The organism is Dechloromonas sp. ZS-1, assembly GCF_039649255.1.
GTDB lineage: Bacteria > Pseudomonadota > Gammaproteobacteria > Burkholderiales > Rhodocyclaceae > Azonexus.
The window spans coordinates 1-23,613 of record NZ_JBDIYD010000023.1 but is presented as its reverse complement, the minus strand read 5'-3'; the positions used below and the strand labels follow the sequence as shown (position 1 = coordinate 23,613).

16 protein-coding genes are annotated in these 23,613 nt (G+C 54.6%); 7 read left to right on the top strand and 9 right to left on the bottom strand.

What is annotated here, in order from left to right:
* Nucleotides 1-484: 484 nt before the first annotated feature.
* Together AACO21_RS16290 and AACO21_RS16285 are read right to left on the bottom strand one after the other, a co-directional pair.
* Entirely contained in the window at nucleotides 485-1,945 is a 1,461-nt protein-coding gene (locus AACO21_RS16290) for a PepSY domain-containing protein (protein ID WP_346193583.1), read from the bottom strand.
* A gap of 13 nt (nucleotides 1,946-1,958) precedes the next feature.
* A complete protein-coding gene (locus AACO21_RS16285) occupies nucleotides 1,959-4,139 on the bottom strand; it encodes a TonB-dependent receptor (protein WP_346193582.1) in 2,181 nt (726 codons plus the stop codon).
* A 545-nt stretch (nucleotides 4,140-4,684) separates the two neighbouring features.
* Here AACO21_RS16285 and AACO21_RS16280 point away from each other — a divergent pair.
* The 3 genes from AACO21_RS16280 (at nucleotide 4,685) to AACO21_RS16270 (ending at nucleotide 9,758) form a co-directional block, all read left to right on the top strand.
* A complete protein-coding gene (locus AACO21_RS16280) occupies nucleotides 4,685-6,064 on the top strand; it encodes an SIR2 family protein (protein ID WP_346193581.1) in 1,380 nt (459 codons plus the stop codon).
* Nucleotides 6,061-8,169, top strand: a complete 2,109-nt coding sequence (locus AACO21_RS16275; protein ID WP_346193580.1) for an ATP-binding protein — start codon at nucleotides 6,061-6,063, stop codon at nucleotides 8,167-8,169. The genes AACO21_RS16280 and AACO21_RS16275 overlap by 4 nt, the downstream gene beginning before the upstream one ends.
* A gap of 158 nt (nucleotides 8,170-8,327) precedes the next feature.
* Nucleotides 8,328-9,758, top strand: a complete 1,431-nt coding sequence (locus AACO21_RS16270) for an IS1182 family transposase (protein ID WP_346193579.1) — start codon at nucleotides 8,328-8,330, stop codon at nucleotides 9,756-9,758.
* Nucleotides 9,759-10,090: 332 nt separating this feature from the next.
* Here the strand turns inward: AACO21_RS16270 and AACO21_RS16265 are convergent, their stop codons facing one another.
* A complete protein-coding gene (locus AACO21_RS16265; protein WP_346193578.1) occupies nucleotides 10,091-13,885 on the bottom strand; it encodes a hypothetical protein in 3,795 nt (1,264 codons plus the stop codon).
* A 556-nt stretch (nucleotides 13,886-14,441) separates the two neighbouring features.
* Between AACO21_RS16265 and AACO21_RS16260 the strand changes: the two genes are divergently transcribed.
* Nucleotides 14,442-15,497, top strand: a complete 1,056-nt coding sequence (locus AACO21_RS16260) for a DUF4238 domain-containing protein (RefSeq protein ID WP_346193577.1) — start codon at nucleotides 14,442-14,444, stop codon at nucleotides 15,495-15,497.
* Between the two features lie 388 nt (nucleotides 15,498-15,885).
* Here AACO21_RS16260 and AACO21_RS16255 read toward each other — a convergent pair whose 3' ends face one another.
* From AACO21_RS16255 to AACO21_RS16235, 5 genes are all read right to left on the bottom strand, one after another.
* Nucleotides 15,886-16,140, bottom strand: a complete 255-nt coding sequence (locus tag AACO21_RS16255; RefSeq protein WP_346193584.1) for an H-NS histone family protein — start codon at nucleotides 16,138-16,140, stop codon at nucleotides 15,886-15,888.
* A 115-nt stretch (nucleotides 16,141-16,255) separates the two neighbouring features.
* Nucleotides 16,256-17,215: an inovirus-type Gp2 protein gene (locus tag AACO21_RS16250; RefSeq protein WP_346193576.1), complete on the bottom strand. Its 960-nt coding sequence runs from the start codon at nucleotides 17,213-17,215 to the stop codon at nucleotides 16,256-16,258.
* Between the two features lie 298 nt (nucleotides 17,216-17,513).
* Entirely contained in the window at nucleotides 17,514-18,653 is a 1,140-nt protein-coding gene (locus AACO21_RS16245) for an AAA family ATPase (protein WP_346193575.1), read from the bottom strand.
* Nucleotides 18,634-18,843, bottom strand: a complete 210-nt coding sequence (locus AACO21_RS16240) for a hypothetical protein (RefSeq protein ID WP_346193574.1) — start codon at nucleotides 18,841-18,843, stop codon at nucleotides 18,634-18,636. The genes AACO21_RS16245 and AACO21_RS16240 overlap by 20 nt, the downstream gene beginning before the upstream one ends.
* Nucleotides 18,844-18,851: 8 nt before the next feature.
* The gene (locus AACO21_RS16235; protein WP_346193573.1) at nucleotides 18,852-19,118 is read right to left on the bottom strand and encodes an AlpA family phage regulatory protein; all 267 of its coding nucleotides are present in this window, start codon (nucleotides 19,116-19,118) and stop codon (nucleotides 18,852-18,854) included.
* Between the two features lie 892 nt (nucleotides 19,119-20,010).
* Here AACO21_RS16235 and AACO21_RS16230 point away from each other — a divergent pair.
* From AACO21_RS16230 to AACO21_RS16220, 3 genes are all read left to right on the top strand, one after another.
* Nucleotides 20,011-20,967, top strand: coding sequence for a DUF932 domain-containing protein (locus AACO21_RS16230; protein WP_346193572.1), 957 nt, complete (start codon nucleotides 20,011-20,013; stop codon nucleotides 20,965-20,967).
* 51 nt (nucleotides 20,968-21,018) lie between these two features.
* A complete protein-coding gene (locus AACO21_RS16225) occupies nucleotides 21,019-22,032 on the top strand; it encodes a lambda-exonuclease family protein (protein ID WP_346193571.1) in 1,014 nt (337 codons plus the stop codon).
* A gap of 77 nt (nucleotides 22,033-22,109) precedes the next feature.
* On the top strand, nucleotides 22,110-22,997 hold the full coding sequence (locus tag AACO21_RS16220; RefSeq protein WP_346193570.1) for a hydrolase or metal-binding protein: 888 nt from the start codon (nucleotides 22,110-22,112) through the stop codon (nucleotides 22,995-22,997).
* A 4-nt stretch (nucleotides 22,998-23,001) separates the two neighbouring features.
* On the opposite strand, the gene AACO21_RS16215 is transcribed toward AACO21_RS16220, so the two are convergent.
* A complete protein-coding gene (locus tag AACO21_RS16215; protein WP_346193569.1) occupies nucleotides 23,002-23,274 on the bottom strand; it encodes a helix-turn-helix transcriptional regulator in 273 nt (90 codons plus the stop codon).
* Nucleotides 23,275-23,613 lie beyond the last annotated feature (339 nt).

Sequence of the window (23,613 nt, the reverse complement as noted above, 5' to 3'; positions counted from 1 at the left end):
TCCGTGGAGTACCTGTCCCATAACTCATCCCTCCGTAGCTGGCTATAAATTACACCACCACACTGTGGGACTAAACACTTAATGTCAAGATCGTTGAATGTCACGGCCTATACCTCGTAAAGCAGGGAGAACTACGCCATTGTACTCAGCAACAGCTTTCTGGCATCGTGTTGGTACGCGAACTCCCGGCCAGGAGTCGCCGGTCACCGATCCTGCAGAGCGGTCATCTAAATGGCTGGTTTACTCTGAAACCTTCCGGAAAGCCTACGCGAGCAGTTCAACCTTAGCCGACCTCGGGCGGCAATACGCCCTTTACCAGCCGTTATGCCGCTGATGCTGCGGCGGCGCCGCAATGAAATTGACCATCAGGGAAACGGTTTCATTGGAAACCGACAGCAGGCGATGCGCCATCAGACCCCGAGCGGAATGTAAATTGACAAATACCACCAGCAGCGGGGCTGGCCAGCGTGGCACGGCTACGTCTTCAACCTCTACGCATCAGGCGCCGCCAGCCGAGCAATACACCGCTGACGCTGACGATGAAGCCGCCGAGGCTGCCGAGTACCATCAAGACATCCCACAGCGGCCGGTTGGCCAGCAGCGGCGCCCAGTCCCAGCTATGTAGCAAGGCGAACAGCACACGTTTGACCCGCCCCAGCCGGTCGCTGCGCTGAACGACTGCGCCACTGCGTGGATCCAGGTAAAGCCATGTTTCGGCGGAATCGTCGAACTGCATCTTGAGCACCGGTAGCGGACGCTCCTGATGACCGCTCATCGTGTGCTCTTCCCGGGCGTAGTAATGCCAGTCGTAGGCCTGCTGAATTGTTGTGCCGATGACGCGGGCACCCGGCAGCAAGGCGGCCCCTGCCTGCTCCAGCGCAGGGAAATCATGGCTGGCGATCGGTGCACACTGCGTTTCAGGTTGTAGGTGACTCTCGCCCCGAGCATTGCGCGCCAGTATGAAGCCTGTATCGCCGAGCCGGGTCCAGCTCAGCTCGCTGGCCTCGAAACCGTTGCGCTGCAGACAGGCGAGCTGGTCTGCGCTGTCCAGGCCGCTCGGCGAGAGTTGCAGCAACTGGCGCACCGGACGGACCGCGCCGCTGTCGAAAATCCTCCAGGGATTCATCGACATCAGGCCGCTCAGTATCCAGGTCACCACCAGCCCACCGAAGACCAGGCCGGACCAGTGATGCCAGCGTGCCAGCGGCGCCCGGTAAGGGCTGTGACTGCCATTGGCATAGTGCCGGCGGCGCCAGCGCAGGATGCCGACCCATAGGCCGACCGCACCGAGCACGTTGGATGCCACGGACAGGTAGATGACGATTTCTGTCCACCAGGCGTCCAAGCTGCCGCCGCGCAAGGGATACAGCCAGTGCAGCCAGGCGCCGACCCAGTTCCAGCGCCGCTCCGTCAGGCTGGCATCGCGCACGACCTCACCGGTCGAGCCGGAGATATAGAGCAGCGTCGGTCGCTCATCGCCAGCCTCGACAACATGCAAGGGGCGATGCCCATCCAGCGCGCGCGAATGCGTCCAGGCGTCCTCGGCGATCTGACCGAGATAGCGCAGGGACTGGCCCGGTGCGAAAACGGCGGCGGATCTCAGGGCGAGCGCCTCCTCGACCATCGGCAAAACGCTCCCTGCCCGGGCGTCGACCGCCGCAAAGCGGTTCTTGCCCAGCGTCACGATGTAGACCGGACCACTCCCCGTCGTGGTCAGGCGCAGACCCTGCGGCGGGTTGCCCGGCGGCAGGGCGGCCAGCGCTGCTTGCGCCGTGATGCAACAGCCGTTGCCAGTCAGCCCGGGTAAGTGCTGCAGGTGCTCCTGTTGCGTCAGCTTGGGATAGCCGACATACATCATGACGACGCCGGATAAAAACCAAAGCGCCATGAACAGGCAGAGCAGGATGCCCAGCCAGCGATGGGTCAGAAAAAGCGTTCGCTTCACGCCGGAGCTGTGCTTAAAAACTGGTCTGGATCGAGATGTCGATCGTTCTCGGCTGGCCCAGGTAGGCCATGTTGGTACCCGAGAAGCTTTCGGCGTAGATCTTGTCCGTCAGGTTCTTGCCGCGCAGGACAAGACGGGTCGTGCGGTCCAGCTTGTAGCTCGCGGAGGCGCCAAACAGGGTGTAGGCGTCGTCGCTCAGCGTATTGGCCGTATCGGCATAACGCGAGGAAACGTAGCGCAGGTCCGCACCCAGCTCGATGGCAGGCAGCGGGCTGTAGGTCAGCCACAGGTTGGCAACGCGTTTCGGGATGTTGGTCGGACGATTGCCGGCCCGCGACACGGCAACCCCGCCGACGGTCTCGTTGAACTCGTCGTACTGCGCATTGACCAGCGACAGGTTGCCGGCCACCTGGAGGTTGCCCGTCACCTGGTAGCCAAGCGCCAGTTCGATGCCGCGCGAGGATTGCTGGCCGACCGGAATGGTCGTGCCCGGATTCGCCGGGTCGCTGACCGCGATATTGCGGCGCGTGATTTCGTAATAGGCCAGCGTGCCGTTGCCTCGCTTGTCGGCGAAGCTGAACTTGCTGCCCACTTCCCACTGCTTGCCGGTCGTCAGGTCAAAATTCCGCACCTGGGTGAATGAGGCCGTGGTCAGGATGCCGGCCGGGGGGTCGGCGGCCGTGCTGTACTGAACGTACGCATTGGCGTTGTCCGTCAGGTCGTAGGCCAGTGCCAGGCGACCGGTGAGCGGGGTGTAGCGACGTTCGAAGTAGGCCGGGTTGGTGGCGGAAACGGTGCGGTGATTGGTCACTTCCAGATCGATGCTGTCGTGACGCAATCCAGTCACCAGCGACAGATCCTTGGTCAGGAAAGTCCGGTTTTCCAGGAAAAGCGCCAAGGTCTTTACCCGGTTCGTCCGGTCCGGATTGAAGCCTGGCGTCACTCCGGGCAGGCTGAAGAAATTTTCGGTCGAGAAATTGTAGGGATCGACGCTGCCGAACGGTCCGCTAACCGAGAGCGGGAAACGCGTCTGCTTGTTGACACTGTAGTCGATGCCGCCGGCCCAAGTGCTGCTGCGCCCACCGAGGCTGCTGTCGAGCGTGAATTCGAGACGATTGCCGTTCAGCGTCTGGTCATGGCGTTGCAGCAGGGCGTTGGAACGCGTCACCGCGGTGTTGGTGGCGTTGAACGCATAGGTTTCGACGTTGCGATAGTCGCGCAACGCATCATAGTGATAGAACGTATTGCGCAGATTGAGGCGGTCTGTCGCCTTGAATTCCAGGATGGAACGTGCCCAGCGCACCGTTTGCTCGTAGATGCCATCCTGCGAGTTGTAATTCTTGAAGCGCGTGCCCTCGTCGATGCGGATGCGGTCGCCCACCGGCTTGAGGATAGGCGTGCCCCAGTACGGGCGATCGACCTGTTCACTCTGATATTCCAGGGCCAGCGTGTGGCGCAACGCGGGCGTCAGGTCGACGAGCCAGGAGCCGGCGGCCTGCCAGGCTTCACGCTTGGTTCCATCGCTCCAGCCGTTCATCGTGTCGCGGTTCACATCGAGGCGGACCGCGTTGCGCTCGTCGAGCACCTGGTTCGTACCCACGGCCAGTTGGGTGGCATCGAAGCGGCCATAGCCGGCCTTGAACTCCGTGTGATTGCCGTCGCGATGCGCTAGCTTGGTGATGTAGTTGATCGTGCCGCCGACGGCGCCTGCGCCGTAGAGGAAGCTCGAGGCACCGCCGATCGCCTCGACCCGGTCGTAGATCCAGCTATCGACTGCACGCGCCGCAATGGCGTCGTACTGCACGGTGATGCCGTTGAATAACTGGGTCACGCTGGCGCTGGAAAAACCGCGATAGAACACCGAACCAGGCGAACCGGGCGCCGATGAACTGGTGATACCTGGCACGCTTTTCAGCGCCTCCTGCGTGTTGTCGATGCCGCGCCGCTCCATCGTTTCGCGATCCACCACCGTCACCGAGGCAGGCGTTTCCTTGATGCTCAGCCCCAGGCGACTGGCCGTCTGGTTTTTCTGCTTCAGGTCGAGCGGCTGGCCAAACGAGCTGGCGGTGACGCTGATTTCGTCCAGTACTGCCGGCTTCGCCTCGCTGCCCAGCGCGCCGTGGGTAAACGCCAGTAGCATGGCCAGATGGAGCGGCTTCAGGCTGCCGCGCTTTATCAGATCCGAATAAGTCATCGTTTCCCCGCAAAGTTTGGCCCCTAAATGGGTATTCAGAGACCTGTTTGATGTGTGCGGCGCGGATACTAAAGATTTCTCCAGAATTGAGAATGTGGCAAATCGTCGCATGCAGGCTCAGGTCAACTGTCCTTTTAATGTGGAGAGGAAGCTATTTCCCATTGCAAGAGCTTAAGGGCGGCTTGACTCAGTTACCTGCTGTTGGAGTTCCGAAGAACCCTACGTAGGGGTTGGGCACGAACTTCGCATTCGCTTGATTGGAATACTGTCTTTCGTGGCAGTTCAGGGCTGTACGGCAGTTAAGCGGCAGGTTGCAGCCCGACTCCACGTATTTGGCCAACAGCCGCTTCGGCCGAGATCCGGCCTCATGCCAATGGCAGCAGAAGGCACTTCGGCCAAAGCCGACAGTGCTCAGCGTTCTCACGTGAGTCTTTTTACCGCCCTATTACGGTCGTTAATAAACCTCTGTCGGAATGTCATCATGCTAGTCTTATGCGAACTGGGAAGTCTCTGTTCCGGCTATTAAAAAATAGGATTTTGCTGACATGAGTAGAAATATTGAACCGCTGAACCTTCTTAAGGTTCGAGATGACTACATACCAATGCAGTTCATTGTCGACGGCGATAAACTCAAACTGCGCGCTGACACCGTGCTCCCTTCCTGGTTGGCCACTGAAGAGTTCGGACACAGGGATCTGCGCAACCGCATCGAGCCCTGGTTGACTTCCCTGTTCCAATCGGAGCATCTATCGCTGCTTGCCGGCTCTGGTCTGACTCATGCCGTGCATTACCTTGCCGCCGGAAAAGGCGCTGCAGGTATGGGGGCTCTAACGCTCAGTCACTACCACACCGAAATCAATGATGCCGCTAAGCAGGCGGGAGAGGCTGCCGGGCGCGAACATGGCAATCTGGAGGATCAGTTGCGTGTTGCCAATGAGCTATTGCGCGGCTTGGAAATTCTGCAAAAGCATGATGAGTCCACAGCCTTGCGGCAGGAACTGCAAACCGGCATGCAAGCCTTCGCTCAGTCGATTCTGGCAAGTGAGGCAGGCATTGCGAGCGCCCAGGAAGAGAAACGTGAGCAAGCGTTCAACACACTAGTAACGTTTCTAATGAGCTTTGCTAGCCGGACAGGGGTTCGCGACCGCCTGAACATCTTCACTACCAACTATGACCGACTAATTGAGGCCGGCGCCGAGTTGGCTGGCTTGCATTTGCTGGATCGCTTTTTAGGTAAGCTGATGCCAATTTTCCGCTCCTCGCGGATGGATCTCGACATGCACTATAACCCTCCCGGCATTCGCGGCGAGCCGCGCTATCTGGAAGGCGTGGCGCGTTACACCAAGCTGCACGGCTCCGTGGACTGGGTACAAACAGGCAAGGACATTCGCCGCATTGGTCTGCCGTTTGGAGCTGCCAGCGTTGAACCCTATTTTCAGGCGCCGGGCTTAGGCGACGCTACGGCGCATGAATTGATGATCTACCCCAACGCTGCCAAGGACAGAGAAACCGCCGACTACCCCTATGTCGAGCTCTTTCGTGATCTTGCTGCTGCAGTGTGCCGACCGAACAGCACCTTGGTGACCTACGGGTACAGCTTTGGCGACGAGCATATCAACCGCGTCATCCGCGACATGCTAACCATCCCCTCGACGCATCTTGTGGTGATCTCCTATGACGACCCACTCGGTCGGATCATGCAAACCTACCGCGAGATGGGCCGTCCCTCCCAGATCAGCTTGTTGATCGGCCCTGCATTAGCAGACCTCACCAACTTAACCGAAAATTACTTGCCTAAGTCCGCCATCGATAAAACCACCTTCCGTATGAGTGATTTACTGAAGCAGCGCATGGGGGCCGAACAGCCACCTGCCAAGCGGCCGGTGGCTGAAACAGATGCCTTCGACGGGAGCGACTTGGTATGAGCTTGTCGCCCTTGGCCTATGCTGACTCCTTGCGCATCGGCACCGTTGACTTTGTCTCACCCGACGAAATCAAGGTGCTACTCGATATTGAGGCACCAGACGGCGTAGCGCTCAATACCGGCACACCGCGTCCCTTCCCGCGCATCAACGGCTATGTGCTTATCCCTAGCGATGACGGCCATTTGGTCGCCCAAGTCGAATGGATAACGATTGAGCGCTCGCAGTACCCCAAGCGCAAGGGTATGCAGGACTTTGGCCTTGTGGACTTGCCCTACCCCCTGCGTAAGATGAGCCTCAACCCTTTAGGGGTACTAGGCTACCAGGGCAAAAACATGATGGGTAAAGATGCCTATCGCTTCCGGCGCGGAGTGGAAAGCTATCCCACCGTAGGTGATGCCGTGCAATTACCCACGCAAAACCAGCTACGGGCCATCGTCGAGTCTGGCGACAACCGCCATGTGCAGATCGGCACCAGCCCGCTGGCAGCCAATGCCGAAGTCAGAATCGATCCGGATCGTCTATTTGGCCGCCATCTGGCTGTACTGGGCAACACCGGCAGCGGAAAATCCTGCTCAGTCGCCGGTTTGATTCGTTGGTCTATGGACGAAGCCCGTAAAGCACGAGACGGTGCCGACCCCAATGCACGATTTATTGTGCTCGACCCAAACGGTGAGTACGCCAACACCTTCCGAGACTTGAGCAAGGTACGGGTATTTGCCGTCGAACCTGGCGTTGGCGTGGAGCAACTGCAAATTCCACTTTGGTTTTGGAACAGCGCAGAGTGGGGAGCTTTTACGCAGGCAAGCGCCAAGACCCAGCGGCCAACTTTGATACAAGCATTGCGGTCTGTCCGTGAAGGCGTTTTTGCTGCAGCAGTCACGCCCAGCCATGAGATGCGTCGCTATCTGCGAACCTTGGTCAGTATTCTGCAACTGGAGCGCAATTCCGGTAGCCCATGGGCAAAGTTCCCGCATCCCAAAAACTTTCTGGAGAAACTCAAGAAGTGGCAGGAAGGATTAAGCGATCAGGATACCTTCACGGGCGACGAAAAGTTGGTGCTCGACTCTATTCGGAACAATCTCACTGCCTTAATTAATGCCCGCGGCGGTCAATATCCAACCTACGAGTTCACCCGGGGGGAAATCGACGAACTGTTGTCTCTGATTCAGATTGCGCACTCCACTTTCGGCGGCAGCGACACAGATATTCTACCCATCGATGCCGACGTGCCGCGCCCCTTCAGCGGCGACCAGTTTCTCCGAAACGTGGAAGCCACAGCCGAACAACTCGGCGTCTCCGAATACGTCGAGACTATGCAGATGCGTATCCGCACACTCCTGTCGGATAGCCGTATGAAGATCGTCTCGGGCGCAGCCCAAGACCTAACATTGGATGACTGGCTTCGCAACTATATCGGCGACAACCAGGCATCAAACGGCTCGGTCACTGTCATCGACCTATCGCTGGTGCCCGCAGAGGTGGTACACATCATCACCGCCGTAATCGCCCGGATGACGCTAGAAGCCCTCCAGCGCTTCCGTAAGCTAAACCATGGGAAGACCCTACCCACCGTGCTGGTAATGGAAGAAGCTCACACTTTCATCAAGCGCTACCACGACGATGCAGAAAATCAGAACTCGGCTGCCATCTGCTGCCAGGTTTTCGAGAAGATTGCTCGTGAAGGCCGCAAGTTTGGATTGGGGCTGGTGCTTTCCTCACAGCGCCCGAGCGAGCTGTCGCCCACCGTGCTATCTCAGTGCAACAGCTACCTGTTGCACCGCATCAGTAACGACCGCGACCAGGAACTTGTGCACAAGCTGGTGCCGGACAATCTCCGCGGCCTGCTACGCGATTTGCCTTCACTGCCGTCTCGACATGCAATTCTCCTTGGTTGGGCGTCTGAGCTACCGGTATTGGTGCAAATGAATGCGCTACCTGAGCATCATCGGCCGAAATCAGACGATCCGGATTTCTGGGCGGTTTGGTCAGGCCAAGACAGTTCTGGCCAGACGGCCGAGCGCCAAGTGGATTGGAAAGCAATTGCGGACGACTGGCAGCAGATTGCTACGCCAGCGGATGAGCAAGATTCGGATGACTTTTTCTAGCCGCAAACGGCAGTTATAGGCGGAAGTGCAGTCGTTCTTCCAAGATTGCTTAAATGACCGCAAAGGCCGGAGGCTGTGTGAAAACACCTTGTCTGTGTACTCCAAACTGGTGGTTGATGCGTTAGATCCTCTATGACGATGGATGTCTGGAGGCTGGCATGAAGCGCTTCATTGAGGGGGACAATCGGCAGCAGATCACGCTCCTGCCGGAATCGCTCGACGAGTACATCGATGCGGAGAATCCGGTCCGTGTTGTTGATCTGTTTGTCGAGCAACTCGATCTGGGCGGCCTGGGTTTCTCAGTCGAGCCAGCCGCCACCGGGCGGCCTTCGTATCACCCATCAACACTCCTGAAGCTCTATGTCTATGGCTACCTGAATCGCATTCAATCGAGCCGCCGGCTGGAGCGGGAAGATCAGCGGAATATCGAATTGATGTGGCTACTCGGGAGACTCTTTCCCGACTTCAAAACCATCGCTGATTTCAGGCGAGACAACGGCGAAGGCATCCGCAATGTCTGCCGTCAGTTCATTGTGCTGTGCCGCCAGCTGAATCTCTTTGCCCAGGCGGTTGTGGCCAATGACGGCAGCAAGTTCAAAGCGGTCAACGCTCATGACCGCAACTTCACGCGGGGAAAACTCGAAAAGCGGATGCAGGAAATTGACCGTTGCATCGAGCGCTATCTGACCGAGATGGATACCGCAGATCGCCAGCCCGCCGAGATTGCCGAAGCGAGAACGACGCGACTCAAAGAGAAGATGGCAACGCTGAAGGCCAGGATGGAGCAACTGAAGGAAATTCAGGCTCAATTGGACCAGTCGCCCACCGGGCAAATCTCGCTCACCGATCCGGATGCCCGTGCCATGGCAACTAGTACCAGTCGTGGGTTGGTGGGCTATAACGTTCAAACAGCCGTCGATACTCAGCACCATCTCATCGTTGCCCACGAGGTCACCAATATCGGCAGTGACCGTCGTCAGTTGGCAAAAATGGCCAGGCAGGCCAAGGTTGCGATGGACACGCCCGATCTCCAGGTCATTGCGGACCGTGGCTATTACCACGGCGAAGAGATTCACGCCTGCGAGGCAGCGGGCGTCACCCCGTTCGTTTCGAAGCCCATGACTTCCTTAGCCAAAGCAAATGGCCGATTCGACAAAGAGGATTTCGTCTTCGAGCCAGAGTCTGGTGAGTATCAGTGTCCGGCCGGCAGCCGACTAATCTGGCGTTTCTCAACCATTGAGAGAGGCGCATTGATCCATAAATACTGGAGCTCCGATTGCCCACGCTGCGTACTGAAGGAGAAATGTACGCCAAGCCCCTATCGGCGTGTCGCTCGCGGCGAATATGAATCGAGCCTGGAAGCGATGCAGAAACGCCTCGATAAAAAACCTGAATCTATGCGTACGCGACGGCAAACCCTCGAGCATCCGTTTGGAACCTTGAAGGAATGGATGGGGGCGACGCATTTCCTGACCCGAACCCTGGAACGGGTCAGTACCGAAATGAGCCTGCATGTTCTTGCCTACAACATGAAACGCGTGATGAAAATCATCGGAATTGAGGGGTTGATGGCCGCGATCCAGGCCTAGCCGGGCCCTTTTGCCGGCCTTATTCTGAATGCCACCTGGAAAACTCGAAATTAGCAGCCAGAATTTCTGAATCCGACCCGTGGCCGCCGAAATTCCCGAGCGTTTCCACACAGCCTCGCCGACGAGCAACCCGTCACCACAGTCCGTTGATCGGCCAAAGCGGCCATCTGCTATGGCGACCTTATGGGGCCACTCTTAGGCGGTCACCGGACGTTGGTCAAATAGACCAGGCGAACGTCCGATGTCCTTGAGTTGTGCGGCGCAAAGGCGGCCTGCCGGCAGCGTCACTCTTAAATGAGGGGATGCCTTTTGAGCCTGTTAGTCGTTCTTCCTCATTCAAATCGCTCATCCCGCTCTCGATCTCTTTTCGTCTCCCTCTGCCGCTCCTCCGCAACCTCTTGCGCAAGTTGGGCCTTTGCGTCAGTCACGAAAGGCATAACGGAAGGGGGAACATGCGACGCCAGGCTGTCCAGCAATCGAGCATTTGCCTCAACCAGTGCAGCATATGAGCCACCCCAGCTCGTCGGTCGGAATCGATCAATGAGCACCGTCAGCACATCTTTAGGATCGGGCGCGCCCGCGAAAAGTGCTTTCGCTTGCTCAGACCAAGCCAGTGGGCCATTCGCTTCCAGGCGGCGCGCGAATGTAATGATCGAGGCTGCAAGCTGGTAACGACGATCGCGATCTCTTTCGCACCAGGCTTTGAGCGTTTCGCAGGAGATCGTATCCGCTGGGTTGTTCTGATCACCAACCAAGTACTCGAACACGTGGACACCGGCCTGCTGGTCGTCCTCGTCGCCCGCGAACAACGCGTCCAGGACAGCAGCTGGTTGAACCTCGAGCAAGGCTGTTAGTAGACCATCGTTGTCGAACGAATAGGTCTCGCCGGTCATCACCGCTTTCCTCAAACGCGCTGCAACCTCGGCTGCGATCGGACCCGCCTCAAGGCCTGTCAAACAACCCCTCACGACATCAGTCAAATTGTAAATGTCGCGCTGGCTGTTCTTGTGGAAGGTCATGCGCTGCAGCAGTTCTCGGCCAGCCTCAAGAAGCTTTGACTCAAGCTTTCGCTGAGCCGAGCGATCCGAGAATAGGCGCATTTCCAGAATTTCCAGTGCCACATTGAAGCCATCAGGCTGGTCGGCGATGAGCAAAAGAAGGTCCTTGAGGACATCACCATCCAAATGATCCGTAACTCGTCCTAACGCCAAACTCTGGTACGTCGAAACCGACACCTGCCCCGTACATAGAGCTCGCTTCAGTCGCTCGACGCCACGGTCGTCGAGTGCTACGGCCGAATGCAGCATAGGAAGAAACGTCACCAAGGCGGGTTGATCGAGCGCTGAGTCGAGCAGGTATTGCGCGAGGTCCCAGTTCTGCTCCCAGAGCTCGAAAAGGAACCCCCTGAGTACTTGAACGTTTCTCCGTTCCGGAGCGATCAGATCAAGTCCATCGACGAGCATTCCCCAGCTAGCACGAAGATTTGGAGACGCGCTGGCAAGCCCGCGGCCAAACGCCCAGGCCCCGTTTCCGCCGCATAGGAGGTCGGGCACCAGTTCCGCAAACACCATCTCATCAGCGGCCACCGTCGCACCAAGCTCGCGGGCGGCAGCTTCTAATCGCTCGTGCGCGCCGCGTAGGTCGCCATCGGGATCCATATCCTCCAGATCAAGCCCCCATAAGCTGTTGCCTAGGACGACCGCCCGCACCCGTTCCGGAAGGTTGGATGGCTTCAGTTCTGATTCGAGGGCACGCAGCCGTAAAGCGTCCTCGGGCGCCAATCGGTCCCTATGGAATTTTATGGTCTGCCGGCATGCGACCCAGCCCTCATACCAGAACCCATTGGTACCGAACCTACGAGATAGCCTCTCGAGCTCGCCGTACATGTGAACCGAGATCCATAGGCCGCTGAAGTTTCGCGCCAGCAAGCCTCGTAGCTCGGGCTGGAACATTTCCTCAGACAGCGCCAAGCGTTCGATCAGTGCAAGGGCAGCGCTATACCATCGAGTCACATCGGCATCGGTTCGGGGTTGATAGCCATAGTCGCGCGACCGCGCCCCGAACTCGAACCGATAGTGTGAGCTGAAGCCCCTTGTCTTCAGCAATTTATCCAGGGCGGCCAACCCCAGAGCGTGCGATTTCTCGTCCGGTGATCGGAGTAGGCGCTCGATAACGCCCAGGCGCTGCTCAACGGTGGCGTGTGTTCCGGAAAGGTGGATCGTGAATAACGAAACGAAGGTGTCTGATGCCTTCTTAGCATCGCGTTCGCCTGTGCTCTGCGTCGCAGCCCGCGCCAGCAAGAGGACGCTCCGTTCGAACAGCGGAGGGTCGTAAGCGAGGGAGCGCAGCAAGGATAGGTGCCGCTGCCACGCCATCGTGGCCACCTCTCCAGGGCAGTTACCGGCTCGTTCCAGGGCTGCCAGTGCAGCCTCCGGCTGCACCGGTGCGACGTTCTCGAACATCGCTCGACCGAGATCGTTGAGGGCGGTCACGTTACCCAAAAGGCCATCGGGAGTGAGCCAGCTCTGGACGATGGCAACGGCCTTAGGATGGTCATGCAGGAACGACAACCGCCGCGAAAACGATCGACTGAGGCGCTGGGTTCCCCCCTCGACGAGCTGCTGGTTGATGAGATCGTAAGGTATCTCCTCGAGTGCGCGGGCCGCGAGTCGGTTCGCGATGGCATGCGGCAAGACTGCACGCCAGACCCCGCGCTGCTGCATGAGATCACGCCTGAGCAGTTCACCGACATGGCGGTATGTCTCGACATCTGCTTGGCCTGCAAGAGAAGCTAGACGTGGGAGTTCGGCTTCATCCCCTACCAGTTCTTCGCCTTGAAAGGAGTACACCAGGGAGCACGCCTTGGCTGTGAGGAGCAGGGCGTCATTCGGATCATTCCGCTGCCGAAAAAGTCGCTGAAAGAGCTCATCGTTTGATAGGCCTGCAATCGCGTCGGAGCGCTCTACTGTCTCGGCGAGGGCAATTGCAATTCGGGCGTTGCCGCCAGAGGCATCGGCGATAGTACGGACGTCTACCCGAGACAGTTGCGGGTATCTGCGCAGGAGCAGTTTCTCGATGAGTTCGGGCGATGATGTGTCGAGGGTGATAACTTGAGTTCCCTCTGGCTGATCGTCGCGTACGTCGTACTCAACCGTGAGGACGCTCACGGTACTGGCCACCCCCCTGCACAGATCCGAAAGCCGATGGTGCAGATCCGGAGGGCAGTTGTCGACAATAAGAATTGCGCGCGTGCGGTTTGCAATCAGGTCCGAGGCCAGCCCGGTCGGCTGCGGGTTCGGGTTGTCTGATAAGTTGGTGTAAACAGCAAGGGACGGTGGCAATGGTCGCGATCCAATCCGAGCGTCGAACAGGGCTTGGACGAGACGGGTCTTTCCAACGCCCGACAGACCAACCAAGCGCACTATCTTGCCGGGCTGCGCCAGTTGGTCGCGGAACTCATCGATAGCTTGGGCTAGCGGCTGCTCACGCGCGTAACGATGTCTGCCGAGATGCAGTCGCAGCTTGTCATCGAGCAGGTACTCGGCATTTGTGCCCTCGGCCGCGCCGCTCCACGGGCCATATGGGCGCCAACCAACGAGAGTCCGCCCCACCCTTTCCTTAACCCAAGTAATAAGACCTGGGTAGCGCCGTACCCAGGTCGCAAGGCGTGTACGATCATAAAAGTCGGTGTAGAGCTGGTCGGCATTGGCAACGCCGTCTAAGGCCTCACGCAAAGCATCGCGGCGATTGCGCAGGGCGCTGTCAGCAGTCGATCCTTTGGAGCTTACGATGACGTAAGCGCCTGCCTCATCCGCGAGTTCCTGGATAACGGGACGAATCGCACCGGCCGGCCGCATCTCGGCGAGGATGGCAGTCCTCGGCATGTCCGGTGTCTTGACCTGGAATCCGGTGGAATGACTAGGGACGAAGCCTTCGATTGACACGCCCTGTGGCAAAGCTACACGCACGTCCAGACCACCGTCCGCAGCCGTCTGGTTACCTCCCCATGTCACTGCCGCAGGCGACAGTCCGTTACTTACCAGTTCTGCCTCACAGAGACGTCCGACCAGTTCCCGCAGGTCGATGTCGCTCAACTGATTAATGTCATCGGCGGTGATATCAAACATTGCGGTCCTCTGTGACCAAGGATTGGCTTATAGTTTGCAATACAGTAGCCCAGACTCTTGAATCCAAATTGATACCTCCTCTTCATGACTCGGGCTACGGTAGGCACATATTTCCCATCTATTCTGACTGAAGGATCGTCTATGCATGAGTTCTTGAGACCGACAGCTAACCAGATGCAGAGTCTCCGAGAATATTTCCTATAGCATATTCGGAATGGGTTCGAGGGCACTTGTTCACCCGAGCGACAAACAGCCATGTGAGTGATTCTCTGCCGAGAGGCTGCTGTTAGGGGTATTGCGCTCCCAATCGCCCCTCAAGCCTACGTTCTGCTCTGGCCGAGGCGCAGCCCTTTGTCCATGGCATAGAATGGATGTCTGCCAAAGCTAACTGTCAGCAATACGGTAATCCACGACTGCTTTACACAGAATTCCAGATTCGCTCTGATCTCGGCATTGATTTGAAGACGATGTCGGCCGATGCTCGCACTTTCCTGATGCTTTAGTAACAGGCGACGTATCGCTGCTTGGTATTGACACTTGGCATAGGGGGTTATGAATGTCCCAAGAGGCATTTAGGCGCAACAACCATTTTGTCCCGCGCATGCATTTAGCTCGCTGGGCAACTGATGGCAAGCGCGTATGGGCATACCAACTCTTAGTGTCACATGACAACGTACCGCTATGGGATCACAAGTCCATCTCTAGTACAGCTTCTGTAGATTATCTGTACGCGCAAACGATGTTGGGCGTACCCGACGATGAAATGGAAAAATGGCTGTGCGACGAATTCGAGACACCGGCAAAGGATGCGATCGACAAGGCCATCAATCGACAGCCCCTTACCCCCTCCGATTGGGAACGTCTTGCCTATTTCTTAGCAGCTCAGGACGTCAGGACACCGGCGCGGCTTCAGGAAGCGCTGACGCGCCACGAAGAGCAGCTACCAGAAATTATTGATTCAACCCTCGAGAGGCTCGTTCTGCACCTGCAGAACAAAACGCTACCAAAAGAGCCGAAGAATAACCCTTCCGGCCGACGCGAAATTCCGTTCCCAATGCGAATCATCAAGGAGGTAGACGGAGGTGCCGACATGGCACGGATAGGTGTAGAGGTAGTATCTGGAAGAGCGCTTTGGCTCTTTAGTATTCGGCACCTTCTTAACTCTGCGGCAAAGGCGCTCTTAAAGACCAGATGGACGATCCTTCGTCCACCGCAGGGGCTTCATTGGCTGACCAGCGATTCGCCAGTGATCAAGCTCAACTATTACGGTCCTAACTATGACTTCAAGGGTGGATGGGGCAATCCAGGGACCGAAATACTCTTCCCCCTGTCCCCGTCGTGCTTGATGTATACCAAGGTCGGAGACCCTCGTCCGCCACCAAAATACACGGTTGTTTCCCCACACCTCGCGGCAATGTTTCAGCGCTTCATTACCGAGCACGCGCATCGAAACATATACTCGATGAGTCCGGACCCATCGGTGCCGAATCAAAGGCCAAGAATCGTTGATGCACAACGCTTCCAAGATGAAAAGAAACAGCTAGAGGAATGGCACGAGAAAAATATACGTGCTGAGCGGGATCTGTTTATGAAGTCAATAAGCCAATCGTAGGGTTAGGGACGGCCCTTCGCTTCAGACGAAAACCGCCGTTGGACTATCAGCGGCGGCTGAACGACCGGTAACGGCCGTATTGTCGCCGGACGTTAGCGCGATTTCCTGGGTCAGCTTTGGCCGATATCCAGCCAGCCTAATCGAATTGGCCATCTTGCTCGCCAGCCACGACCGTTAACTCCGAGAGGTCCGAAATGTTTAACAAGCCGCTTCCCGTCGTGGTCGATGCCGTCAGGTCCGACCACATTGAAATTGAACTGCGCATTGAGATTCAGCGCTAACCGACCTACCCACCAACGCCATGCAGAAGCCCTCCTGCGAGCCCCTGAGGCGCTAGATCAGGTTGAGGATGAGATCCACCTTCCAAAGCGCAGCTCCAGCCTTAGGATTAAACAGCAAGCTGATCCAAACAACCACCTTGAGCAAAAAACTCTACGACCCATTTCGGTTGCCGCCCTCGTCCCGTCCAAGTCAGCGACGAATCAGCCGGACTGCGATATTTGACGGCGACCTGTTTAGTCACCTTGAGCTCTCTCTTCGGCTCTGTGCCGAAGAGATCATCCAACGAATATCCCTTGGCAGCAGCAATAGCGGCAAGCTCTTGGCGAATTGTCACTTTCTCTTGCTTTTCGCGTCGTTTAATCTCAAGCGGAATCTATTCTAGCAACTGACGCAACTCATGAACCGAACAGTATTGAATATCCATTATTTTTCCAAAAAGAAGCCATCATTGAAACAGAAAAACTAAACAACAAGTATCATAACTCGCCTGTACCCCATGACCTAAATTTTCGCTGTCCCTGGCGAACAGGAATACGCTGAGTGCCTTTAAATAGGTAGCGCAATACTTTGCTTTGTAAAATTTCTCGTTTATCAATGTCTGAGCGATTTACTTCCCCAATTCCGTTATAACGATACTCACGGGCATTACAGTTCTCGAAACGGCCAATACCTTTAGTAATGAAATCACGCCAATAGATGCCGAACTCGTTTCCGTAATACGCGCCACGAACACCATAGGCGTTCTTGAAAAATAGTAAAAGATGGAAATGAAATCCCGCATCAATCCCAAAATCCATGCGCCAAACATACCCAGCCAATTTAGCGAATATTTTGGGACGTTCCCGACCTTTCGCGTGCAAAAAACTATCCAAGTGTAACTTCGCCTGCTCGATATCAATCAAATGCTTTTTATCGGATTTATAACTCAAATCCAACCTCACTACCGCATAACGAGAACACCGATCAAATAGAGTATCAACATAGTCCTTCGCTTTTGCATAACTCACATCTGCCCAATTGTCATGCGCAAATAGCTTGCTTCGAAAAAAATTCCCCTTAGCTAACTGCTGAATCTGGGAAATTAGTTGATAAGCTGCCTCTCGGATTGATATACCTGCCGTCATCACCCATTGCATAAAAACTTCTTGTTTCGTTAAATTACGACAGGCGGTCAAAAAGAGTCGGACATATGGATTCTTGTAGTCAAACAACGTATGCATACCATGGGCAAACATGCCCTCGATCCTAAAACAATAGGAGTCCACCAGTGAAGCATTAAGGCTTCTTAGATGCCTATTATCAATTTCTGGCGGTAACCAAATAGGCTTCACTGAAATCACCTCTTTTACAAACAACTCAATTTCGAGCAGTTTTGTATAGACCCATGATCGCATTTTCATATCTACTGGTGCTTCAGCAATTCTCGACGTGTGCATGATAAAAAATCAACAAACAACCTAACCACATTAATATATTAACCATTAATTTAATAATACTTAATGCAATGGTCAAAACAGCCTTCACAAGCAAAAACTCAAGATCCAACCTATCAAAACAAACCTTATCTGACCGGAAAGTTATTCAAACTGACTAGCCGGATCAATAAACCCCTCCTCCTACTGAATTTTCTAGCAAGGAGGAGGAGAAAGCCATCAATAATTCCGCCTGTATCAAGCAATGCAACGCTACCCAATATTGCTCGATTTTGGAGAGAAAATAGCTGAAATATCGATGTCACTGAGACGCTTGATTTGCCTGATCGGACTCCGGCTTAGCTGGCAATTTCCACAAAAATCCGGAGAATTGTCCCGCTCCTCGAGCCTTTTCAGAAGTAATTTTCAAATAAGACTTAGCTCGTTTTAGCGATGCATCCGAAATCCCTCGACTGGACGCTTCCGCACAGATTTTTTTATAGGGCAAGGGGCCATCAACAAGTAGATGCTCAAGAAAATCAATGGCGACATCCACACATCCCCGATTAATAGATGTCTTACTAGCACTACGCATCAAGAGCAGGTCAATTTCACTTGAAGTTAAAAAACGAACCCATTCGATACCTGAAGTCACAATCCCATTGTATGCTCGAGAGGCAATACGAAAAACCACTCCTGGAACATCGGCACGATAACTCGACTTTGCCGAAATAATCGCATATTCTTTTTCTTGAAAGCTTGAGCCAATGGGCTCAATATAAAAAATTGACCGAAACTTTACGCGCAATTCTTTAGGCATATCAGTACGATGAATTGGCGAGGTTGTTTTTCTAGCAGATTTGGCATAATGACCAACCACTAAAATGGCGAACCCCATCATCTTCGCCAGATCTAGAATATGCGAGATAGCAGCCTCAAGTGAATCCTTTCCGGGGGGATATCCTTGGATCAGAAGCGACCAATGATCCAATATCAACAGTCGAATTCCATCTTGAAATTGAATTCGCTCGACCAATTTTCCTTCAAAATTGCTAGACCCAACGATGAAATCAGACTCGTTTACTCCCGTTGATCCAACACGAGGCACCGTTACTGAGTTCAGATCGTCCTCTACACCAATAAAAACGACTTTTCCAGGATTATCGACGCCTATCTGACCCTCTTCAGCACTTAGCGCTCGCTTCATTTTTACAGCGGTCACCAATGCCCCAAGTTCAATAGCCAACTGTGTTTTACCACAACCCTCAGCTCCAACAATCGCACTTAATGTTCCGGCATACAAATACGGATCGAGAATTGGTATGATGCGTTCAGCATTGCATTGCGAAATTGGCTGCATATCACTGTGACCGGGATCACCATTACATTCCGGGTGTAGTAAAACATGCCATTTATGGTTAATGCTACCGCGTTGGAAATAATTAATTTGCTTCTTTTTCATTTTCTGCTCCTAAATCTTGACATTTCAAAACCCATTTTTCGATTTCAATATCCAGCCAACCAACAGCTGTACGATTCAGCGAATTCAATGACAATCTAATGGGAGCAGCAGTTTTTTCGTAAACACTAAGAGCTGCATGCGCCAAAATTAGGCTAGGTGCGCCACATGGATAGGCATTATTATTTTTCATATCGCCTCTTATCCACTAATACTATTATCACGTTCAGCGGCTTTTCCGTGAAGCCACCCGATGATTTCGTGTTCAAACCAACCAATACCTCCATTCATAGATGAAGAAAGACGAATTCGTTTTGGGAAGCTGGGATCAAAATAGCGCGATTTACGATTCATCAACAAATAAATCGTAGAGCGCTTACGCCCAATCAGATATTCCAACTCACGAATCCGTACGATACGAGTTGGCAATAACGAGGAACCAGATACATCCAAGAGATTTTTTTTCATATTCCATTGTCCAAATTCAAGGCAAGCGAAGGCCTACCGTGTGAAAAAAAGCTTAGGACTTATGGGCCGCAGAGAAGCGACCTGACTTAGGCGGAAATTCCGCTTGGAATATGGCAGGACTAAACCTGCTGACATAGGGGTAACACTATAGTTACCAAAATTTAGGGTTTTTATTACCCAAATCGTCTCAAACTACAAACGACGGGACAACTTTGCCATCCTTTCGATCCGATTGCAAGACCTTCCCCAAATCTGGATGGCACTAGCTAGCGCAGCGTTAGCTCTCAAACTTCTCAACTCAATGGCAGCAAAAGCAATTTTCAGCTTCTTGCCTTTCATGCTTAATCCCTCTGGATTCCAGAAAAATACAGTCACATATTCTTCCTATGATCCCACTCAGGGACAACGAGGAAAGTCTCCTCAAAATTACTCACATTGATCCTCGGCCACCCGCGTGGTGCTCGAGGATTTTTCACATGGAGAATCCTTATGGAGTTTCAGTGCCCTCACTGCCGTTCAAGCCGAATCGCTCAGGTTGATCGCGCGCGTAAGGTCTGTGGTTTTGTTGGATCGATTGGCGGCATAGCGAGCGGTACCGCCAGTGCTTTGGCAGCGGCTCAAATTGGCGCAAACCTGGGAGCAGTTGCCGGCCCCATCGGCTCTTCATTAGGTCGTATTTCGGGGGCAATCATCGGGGGATTGATCGGTGGCATATCGGGGGGACTGGCCGGCGCCCAACTTGGTAGTCAGATTGATCGATATCTTCTCGACAACTACCGTTGCCTCGACTGCAATCACTGCTTCACCCCCTTTTCGAACTAAGCACAAACAACTTTTGATCACATGCCTCACCAGCCTCGCTGGTGGGGCATTTTTTTTGGAAAGAATACAAATGGCTCACCTCGTTGAAACGATGGCTTATGTCGGTACAACACCCTGGCATGGCCTTGGCAATGCACTCACGCCACATCAACCGCTCGAAATTTGGGCCAATCAGGCAGGCTTGAACTGGGAAATTCGCGAAGCACCTGTTCTCTTCAACGTCTCAGACGAAGGCGGACTCCACGTCAAGGCAAATGCCGATGCCAAGGTCTTGTTCCGCTCAGATAACCATAGCCCGCTTTCCGTCGTGTCGAATCGTTACAAGGTCGTTCAACCGGCCGATGTTCTGGAGTTTTATCGTGATCTGACCGAAGCCGGTGGCTTTGAACTTGAGACAGCGGGCGTTCTGAAGGCTGGGCGAAAAATCTGGGCTCTCGCCAAAACCGGGCAAGGAACTGCACTGCGAGGAGGCGACCAAGTAGGCGCCTACCTGCTTTTGGCAACCAGTTGCGATGGAACGTTGTGCACCACCGCACAATTTACGTCGGTGCGGGTGGTCTGCAATAACACCTTACAACTGGCAGTCGGCCACGCATCCGGTGCCGTCAAAGTACCTCACAGCACGACTTTTGATCCTAAATTGGTGAAAGAGGAACTTGGACTGGGCTTGTCGGCGTGGGATCGCTTTGTTGTCGAGATGCGTCAGCTTGCGGATCGACCGGTTCACAAATTCGAGGCCATGAACTTCCTGGTCAATGTTCTGGGCGACCCGGAAGTGCCCTTGGCGGATCAACCCAATCAAAAAGCCCTGCAGAACGTCTATGCCCTCTATAGCGGCAAAGGCATGGGAGCTGATCTTCCCTCCGCACAGAACACTGCGTGGGGTCTTTTGAATGCGGTCACTCAGTTTGTCGATCATGACCGGCGCGCAAAAAGCAGAGATCACCGCATTGACTCCGCCTGGTTTGGCCAGGGAGCGACCCTGAAAGCAAAGGCCTGGCAGGAAGCCTTGAAGCTCGCCGCTTAAACGATGAAACGTCATAACGCCCGGTACTGAAGATTGCAGTTACCGGGCTTTTTGAAAGGTAAGGAAATGGCGTATCCAAATATTGCAACGCATACCGACTCACGTCGGCCAGCATTGCGTCTGATTCGAACCAAGGATTTGCCGCGCGATGCCTGGCTGGATGTGCGTAAAACTGGGATTGGTAGTTCTGATGCAGCTGCGGCGGTGGGTCTGAGCCCCTACAAATCGCAGCTCGAACTCTGGATGGAAAAAACGGGGCGAGATGGGGTGCTCCCCAAATGTGATCCGAAAGATGAATCTTCTGCGACCTATTGGGGAAACATTCTTGAGCCGATTGTCGCCGCTCACTACACCCGGCGGACCGGCCTCCGCGTGCGTCGGGTCAATGCTGTTTTACAGCACCCCAATCTCACGTGGATGCTGGCTAATATTGATCGGGAGGTACTGGGCTCAGGGGATGTGCAAATACTGGAGTGCAAGACGGCTGGCATCCAGGGTGCCCGACTGTGGCGGGAGGGCGTACCTGAATATGTCGAAATCCAGGTTCAGCATCAATTGGCGGTCACCGGTAAGGAGGCTGCCGATGTTGCAGTCCTATTGGGGGGGCAAACCCTTGAGATCCATCGCATCAAGCGGGATGACACCCTTATCGCTCGCTTGATCAAACTGGAGGCGCATTTCTGGCAGTACGTTGAACGGGATATCCCTCCTCCTGCAGATGGGAGCGAATCCTCTGATCAAGCATTGCGCTATCTCTATCCGACAGATGACGGACAGCATCTCGATTTCTCTCACGACACTGTTCTTTCCGCCACCTTTGCAGACTGGATTGCAATCAGGCAGCGCATTGCTGAAGCCGAACTTTTGGAAGCCAAGTTCAAGCAAACCCTGCAGCAGGCTATGGGCAATGCGAGCAAAGCCACCTTTGAAACCGGTCGTGTGACTTGGAAAAAGGCCAAGGACAGCATTGGCCTGGATATCCCCCGCCTCCTGCAGGATCACCCCGAATTCAAAGTGCGCTATGCCCTGAGCAAATCCGGCAGTCGACGTTTCCTGATCGCCTGATTCGAACGCCCTCTTCTCTCAATCAGCCTTCCTACGCAGCCACTACCTGCGGGGAAGGCATTTTTTTGGATGAAATCATGCTGAAAGGTCTCGCCATTACCCCACCCACCCTGGGGCGCATCTCAATTGGCAAAGTTGTCGAAAAGCAAGGTAAGCGATTGCCGGAAAAGGACGACCAATTCACGATCACGAGTCAAATACAGGGGAAGGATGGCTGGTTGCCCCATCCTTTTGATGAGCAATTCAGGAAGGAACAAGGCGGCAAAATTCGCAGCATTCCTGTCCGTTTGATGTTTAACGATCCGGGACTCAACTTTCGTGCGGCGTACTGCTTGTTTGATCGCAGCACAGGACGCCCGATCTGCGTGGGCGACGGGGAAGGCTGCAAACGGCGAACGGAAGACGGACTCAAGTCTTTGCCTTGCCCCTCCCCTGACGTTTGCTCTTTGGCCAAAGGGAACGCCTGCAAACCCTATGGACGTTTGAATGTTGTGCTGGGAGAGGAAGATCCCTTGGGGAGCTTCGTGTTCCGAACCACCGGGTATAACAGCATTCGCACTTTGAGCGCTCGACTTCAGTACTTCCAGGCGATCTCCGGTAATCAGCTGTCTTGCTTACCGCTGGAACTCCGTCTGCGAGGGAAATCAACACGCCAAAGCCTGGGAACGCCCATCTACTACGTCGATCTCACGCCCCGTTCAGGCTTATCCACAGAGGAAATGCTCTCCCAGGCAAAAATCCTCGGTACAGCTAGAGCACAAGTTGGATTTGACCAGCAGGCACTCGATCAGGCAGCCAAGGTCGGACTCGAGAAAGGCGTTTTTGAAGAGGCGGATGATGAAGCAGGTCAAATCGTCGATGAATTGCTCAGCGGAACAGATGAGTTGCCATCCCAAGCAACCCCAGTGGCCAGCGCAACGCTGAGCCACAAGCTGGAGGCAAAAGCCAACGCGTTGGCCTCATGAAATATCAGAGACCCGATTCGGCCAGCAGATCAGAGGCTTTGCAGTCAATCGCCTTAGCAATTCGCAAGATATTCAAGAAGGTCACATTACGTTCCCCTCGTTCAATCTTCCCCATGTGAGAGCGATCGATCTCAGCGTAGTCAGCCAACGCTTCTTGCGACAAACACAAAGCCATCCGCCTGGCGCGGATAGCTGCGCCCAACTTCTGTAGATCCTGGTTGGTGTCGAGTTTTGCGGAGACTCTTGTCATTCCGTGAATCGTGACGATATGATGCATTCACGACCACGGTATTTACGACCCATTCAAGGAGTCAGACTTATGAACAATCAGTCCCCCTTAGAAACGCTCGCAAGCTACGCAATCACGTTCATGGCTGGGGCACTCAGCGCCATTTGTGTTGCTGCCTACGGAAGATGGATGAAGCAACGAGGCTCATTGAACTCCCCCGTTTCAGCGCCGTAACGCGATGAGCAATCCCACGCACTTTGATCACCAAGGAAAAAAATGACAATTGATATTCAGAAATTTACTGCTGATGTGTATTGACCCAGTAAAAACCTGCTCAGGTGTTAACCTTGAAGGAGTGACCCGAGATGAGCATGGTGATGGAAGAAG

Bases quoted from the DNA above. Each gene is read 5' to 3' on its own strand.
- AACO21_RS16250 (WP_346193576.1), bottom strand. From the start codon at position 17,215: ATGCACACGTCGAGAATTGCTGAAGCACCAGTAGATATGAAAATGCGA.
- AACO21_RS16245 (WP_346193575.1), bottom strand. From the start codon at position 18,653: ATGAAAAAGAAGCAAATTAATTATTTCCAACGCGGTAGCATTAACCAT.
- AACO21_RS16280 (WP_346193581.1), top strand. From the start codon at position 4,685: ATGAGTAGAAATATTGAACCGCTGAACCTTCTTAAGGTTCGAGATGAC.
- AACO21_RS16230 (WP_346193572.1), top strand. From the start codon at position 20,011: ATGGCTCACCTCGTTGAAACGATGGCTTATGTCGGTACAACACCCTGG.
- AACO21_RS16220 (WP_346193570.1), top strand. From the start codon at position 22,110: ATGCTGAAAGGTCTCGCCATTACCCCACCCACCCTGGGGCGCATCTCA.
- AACO21_RS16215 (WP_346193569.1), bottom strand. From the start codon at position 23,274: ATGCATCATATCGTCACGATTCACGGAATGACAAGAGTCTCCGCAAAA.
- AACO21_RS16240 (WP_346193574.1), bottom strand. From the start codon at position 18,843: ATGAAAAATAATAATGCCTATCCATGTGGCGCACCTAGCCTAATTTTG.
- AACO21_RS16275 (WP_346193580.1), top strand. From the start codon at position 6,061: ATGAGCTTGTCGCCCTTGGCCTATGCTGACTCCTTGCGCATCGGCACC.
- AACO21_RS16265 (WP_346193578.1), bottom strand. From the start codon at position 13,885: ATGTTTGATATCACCGCCGATGACATTAATCAGTTGAGCGACATCGAC.
- AACO21_RS16270 (WP_346193579.1), top strand. From the start codon at position 8,328: ATGAAGCGCTTCATTGAGGGGGACAATCGGCAGCAGATCACGCTCCTG.
- AACO21_RS16235 (WP_346193573.1), bottom strand. From the start codon at position 19,118: ATGAAAAAAAATCTCTTGGATGTATCTGGTTCCTCGTTATTGCCAACT.
- AACO21_RS16285 (WP_346193582.1), bottom strand. From the start codon at position 4,139: ATGACTTATTCGGATCTGATAAAGCGCGGCAGCCTGAAGCCGCTCCAT.
- AACO21_RS16260 (WP_346193577.1), top strand. From the start codon at position 14,442: ATGTCCCAAGAGGCATTTAGGCGCAACAACCATTTTGTCCCGCGCATG.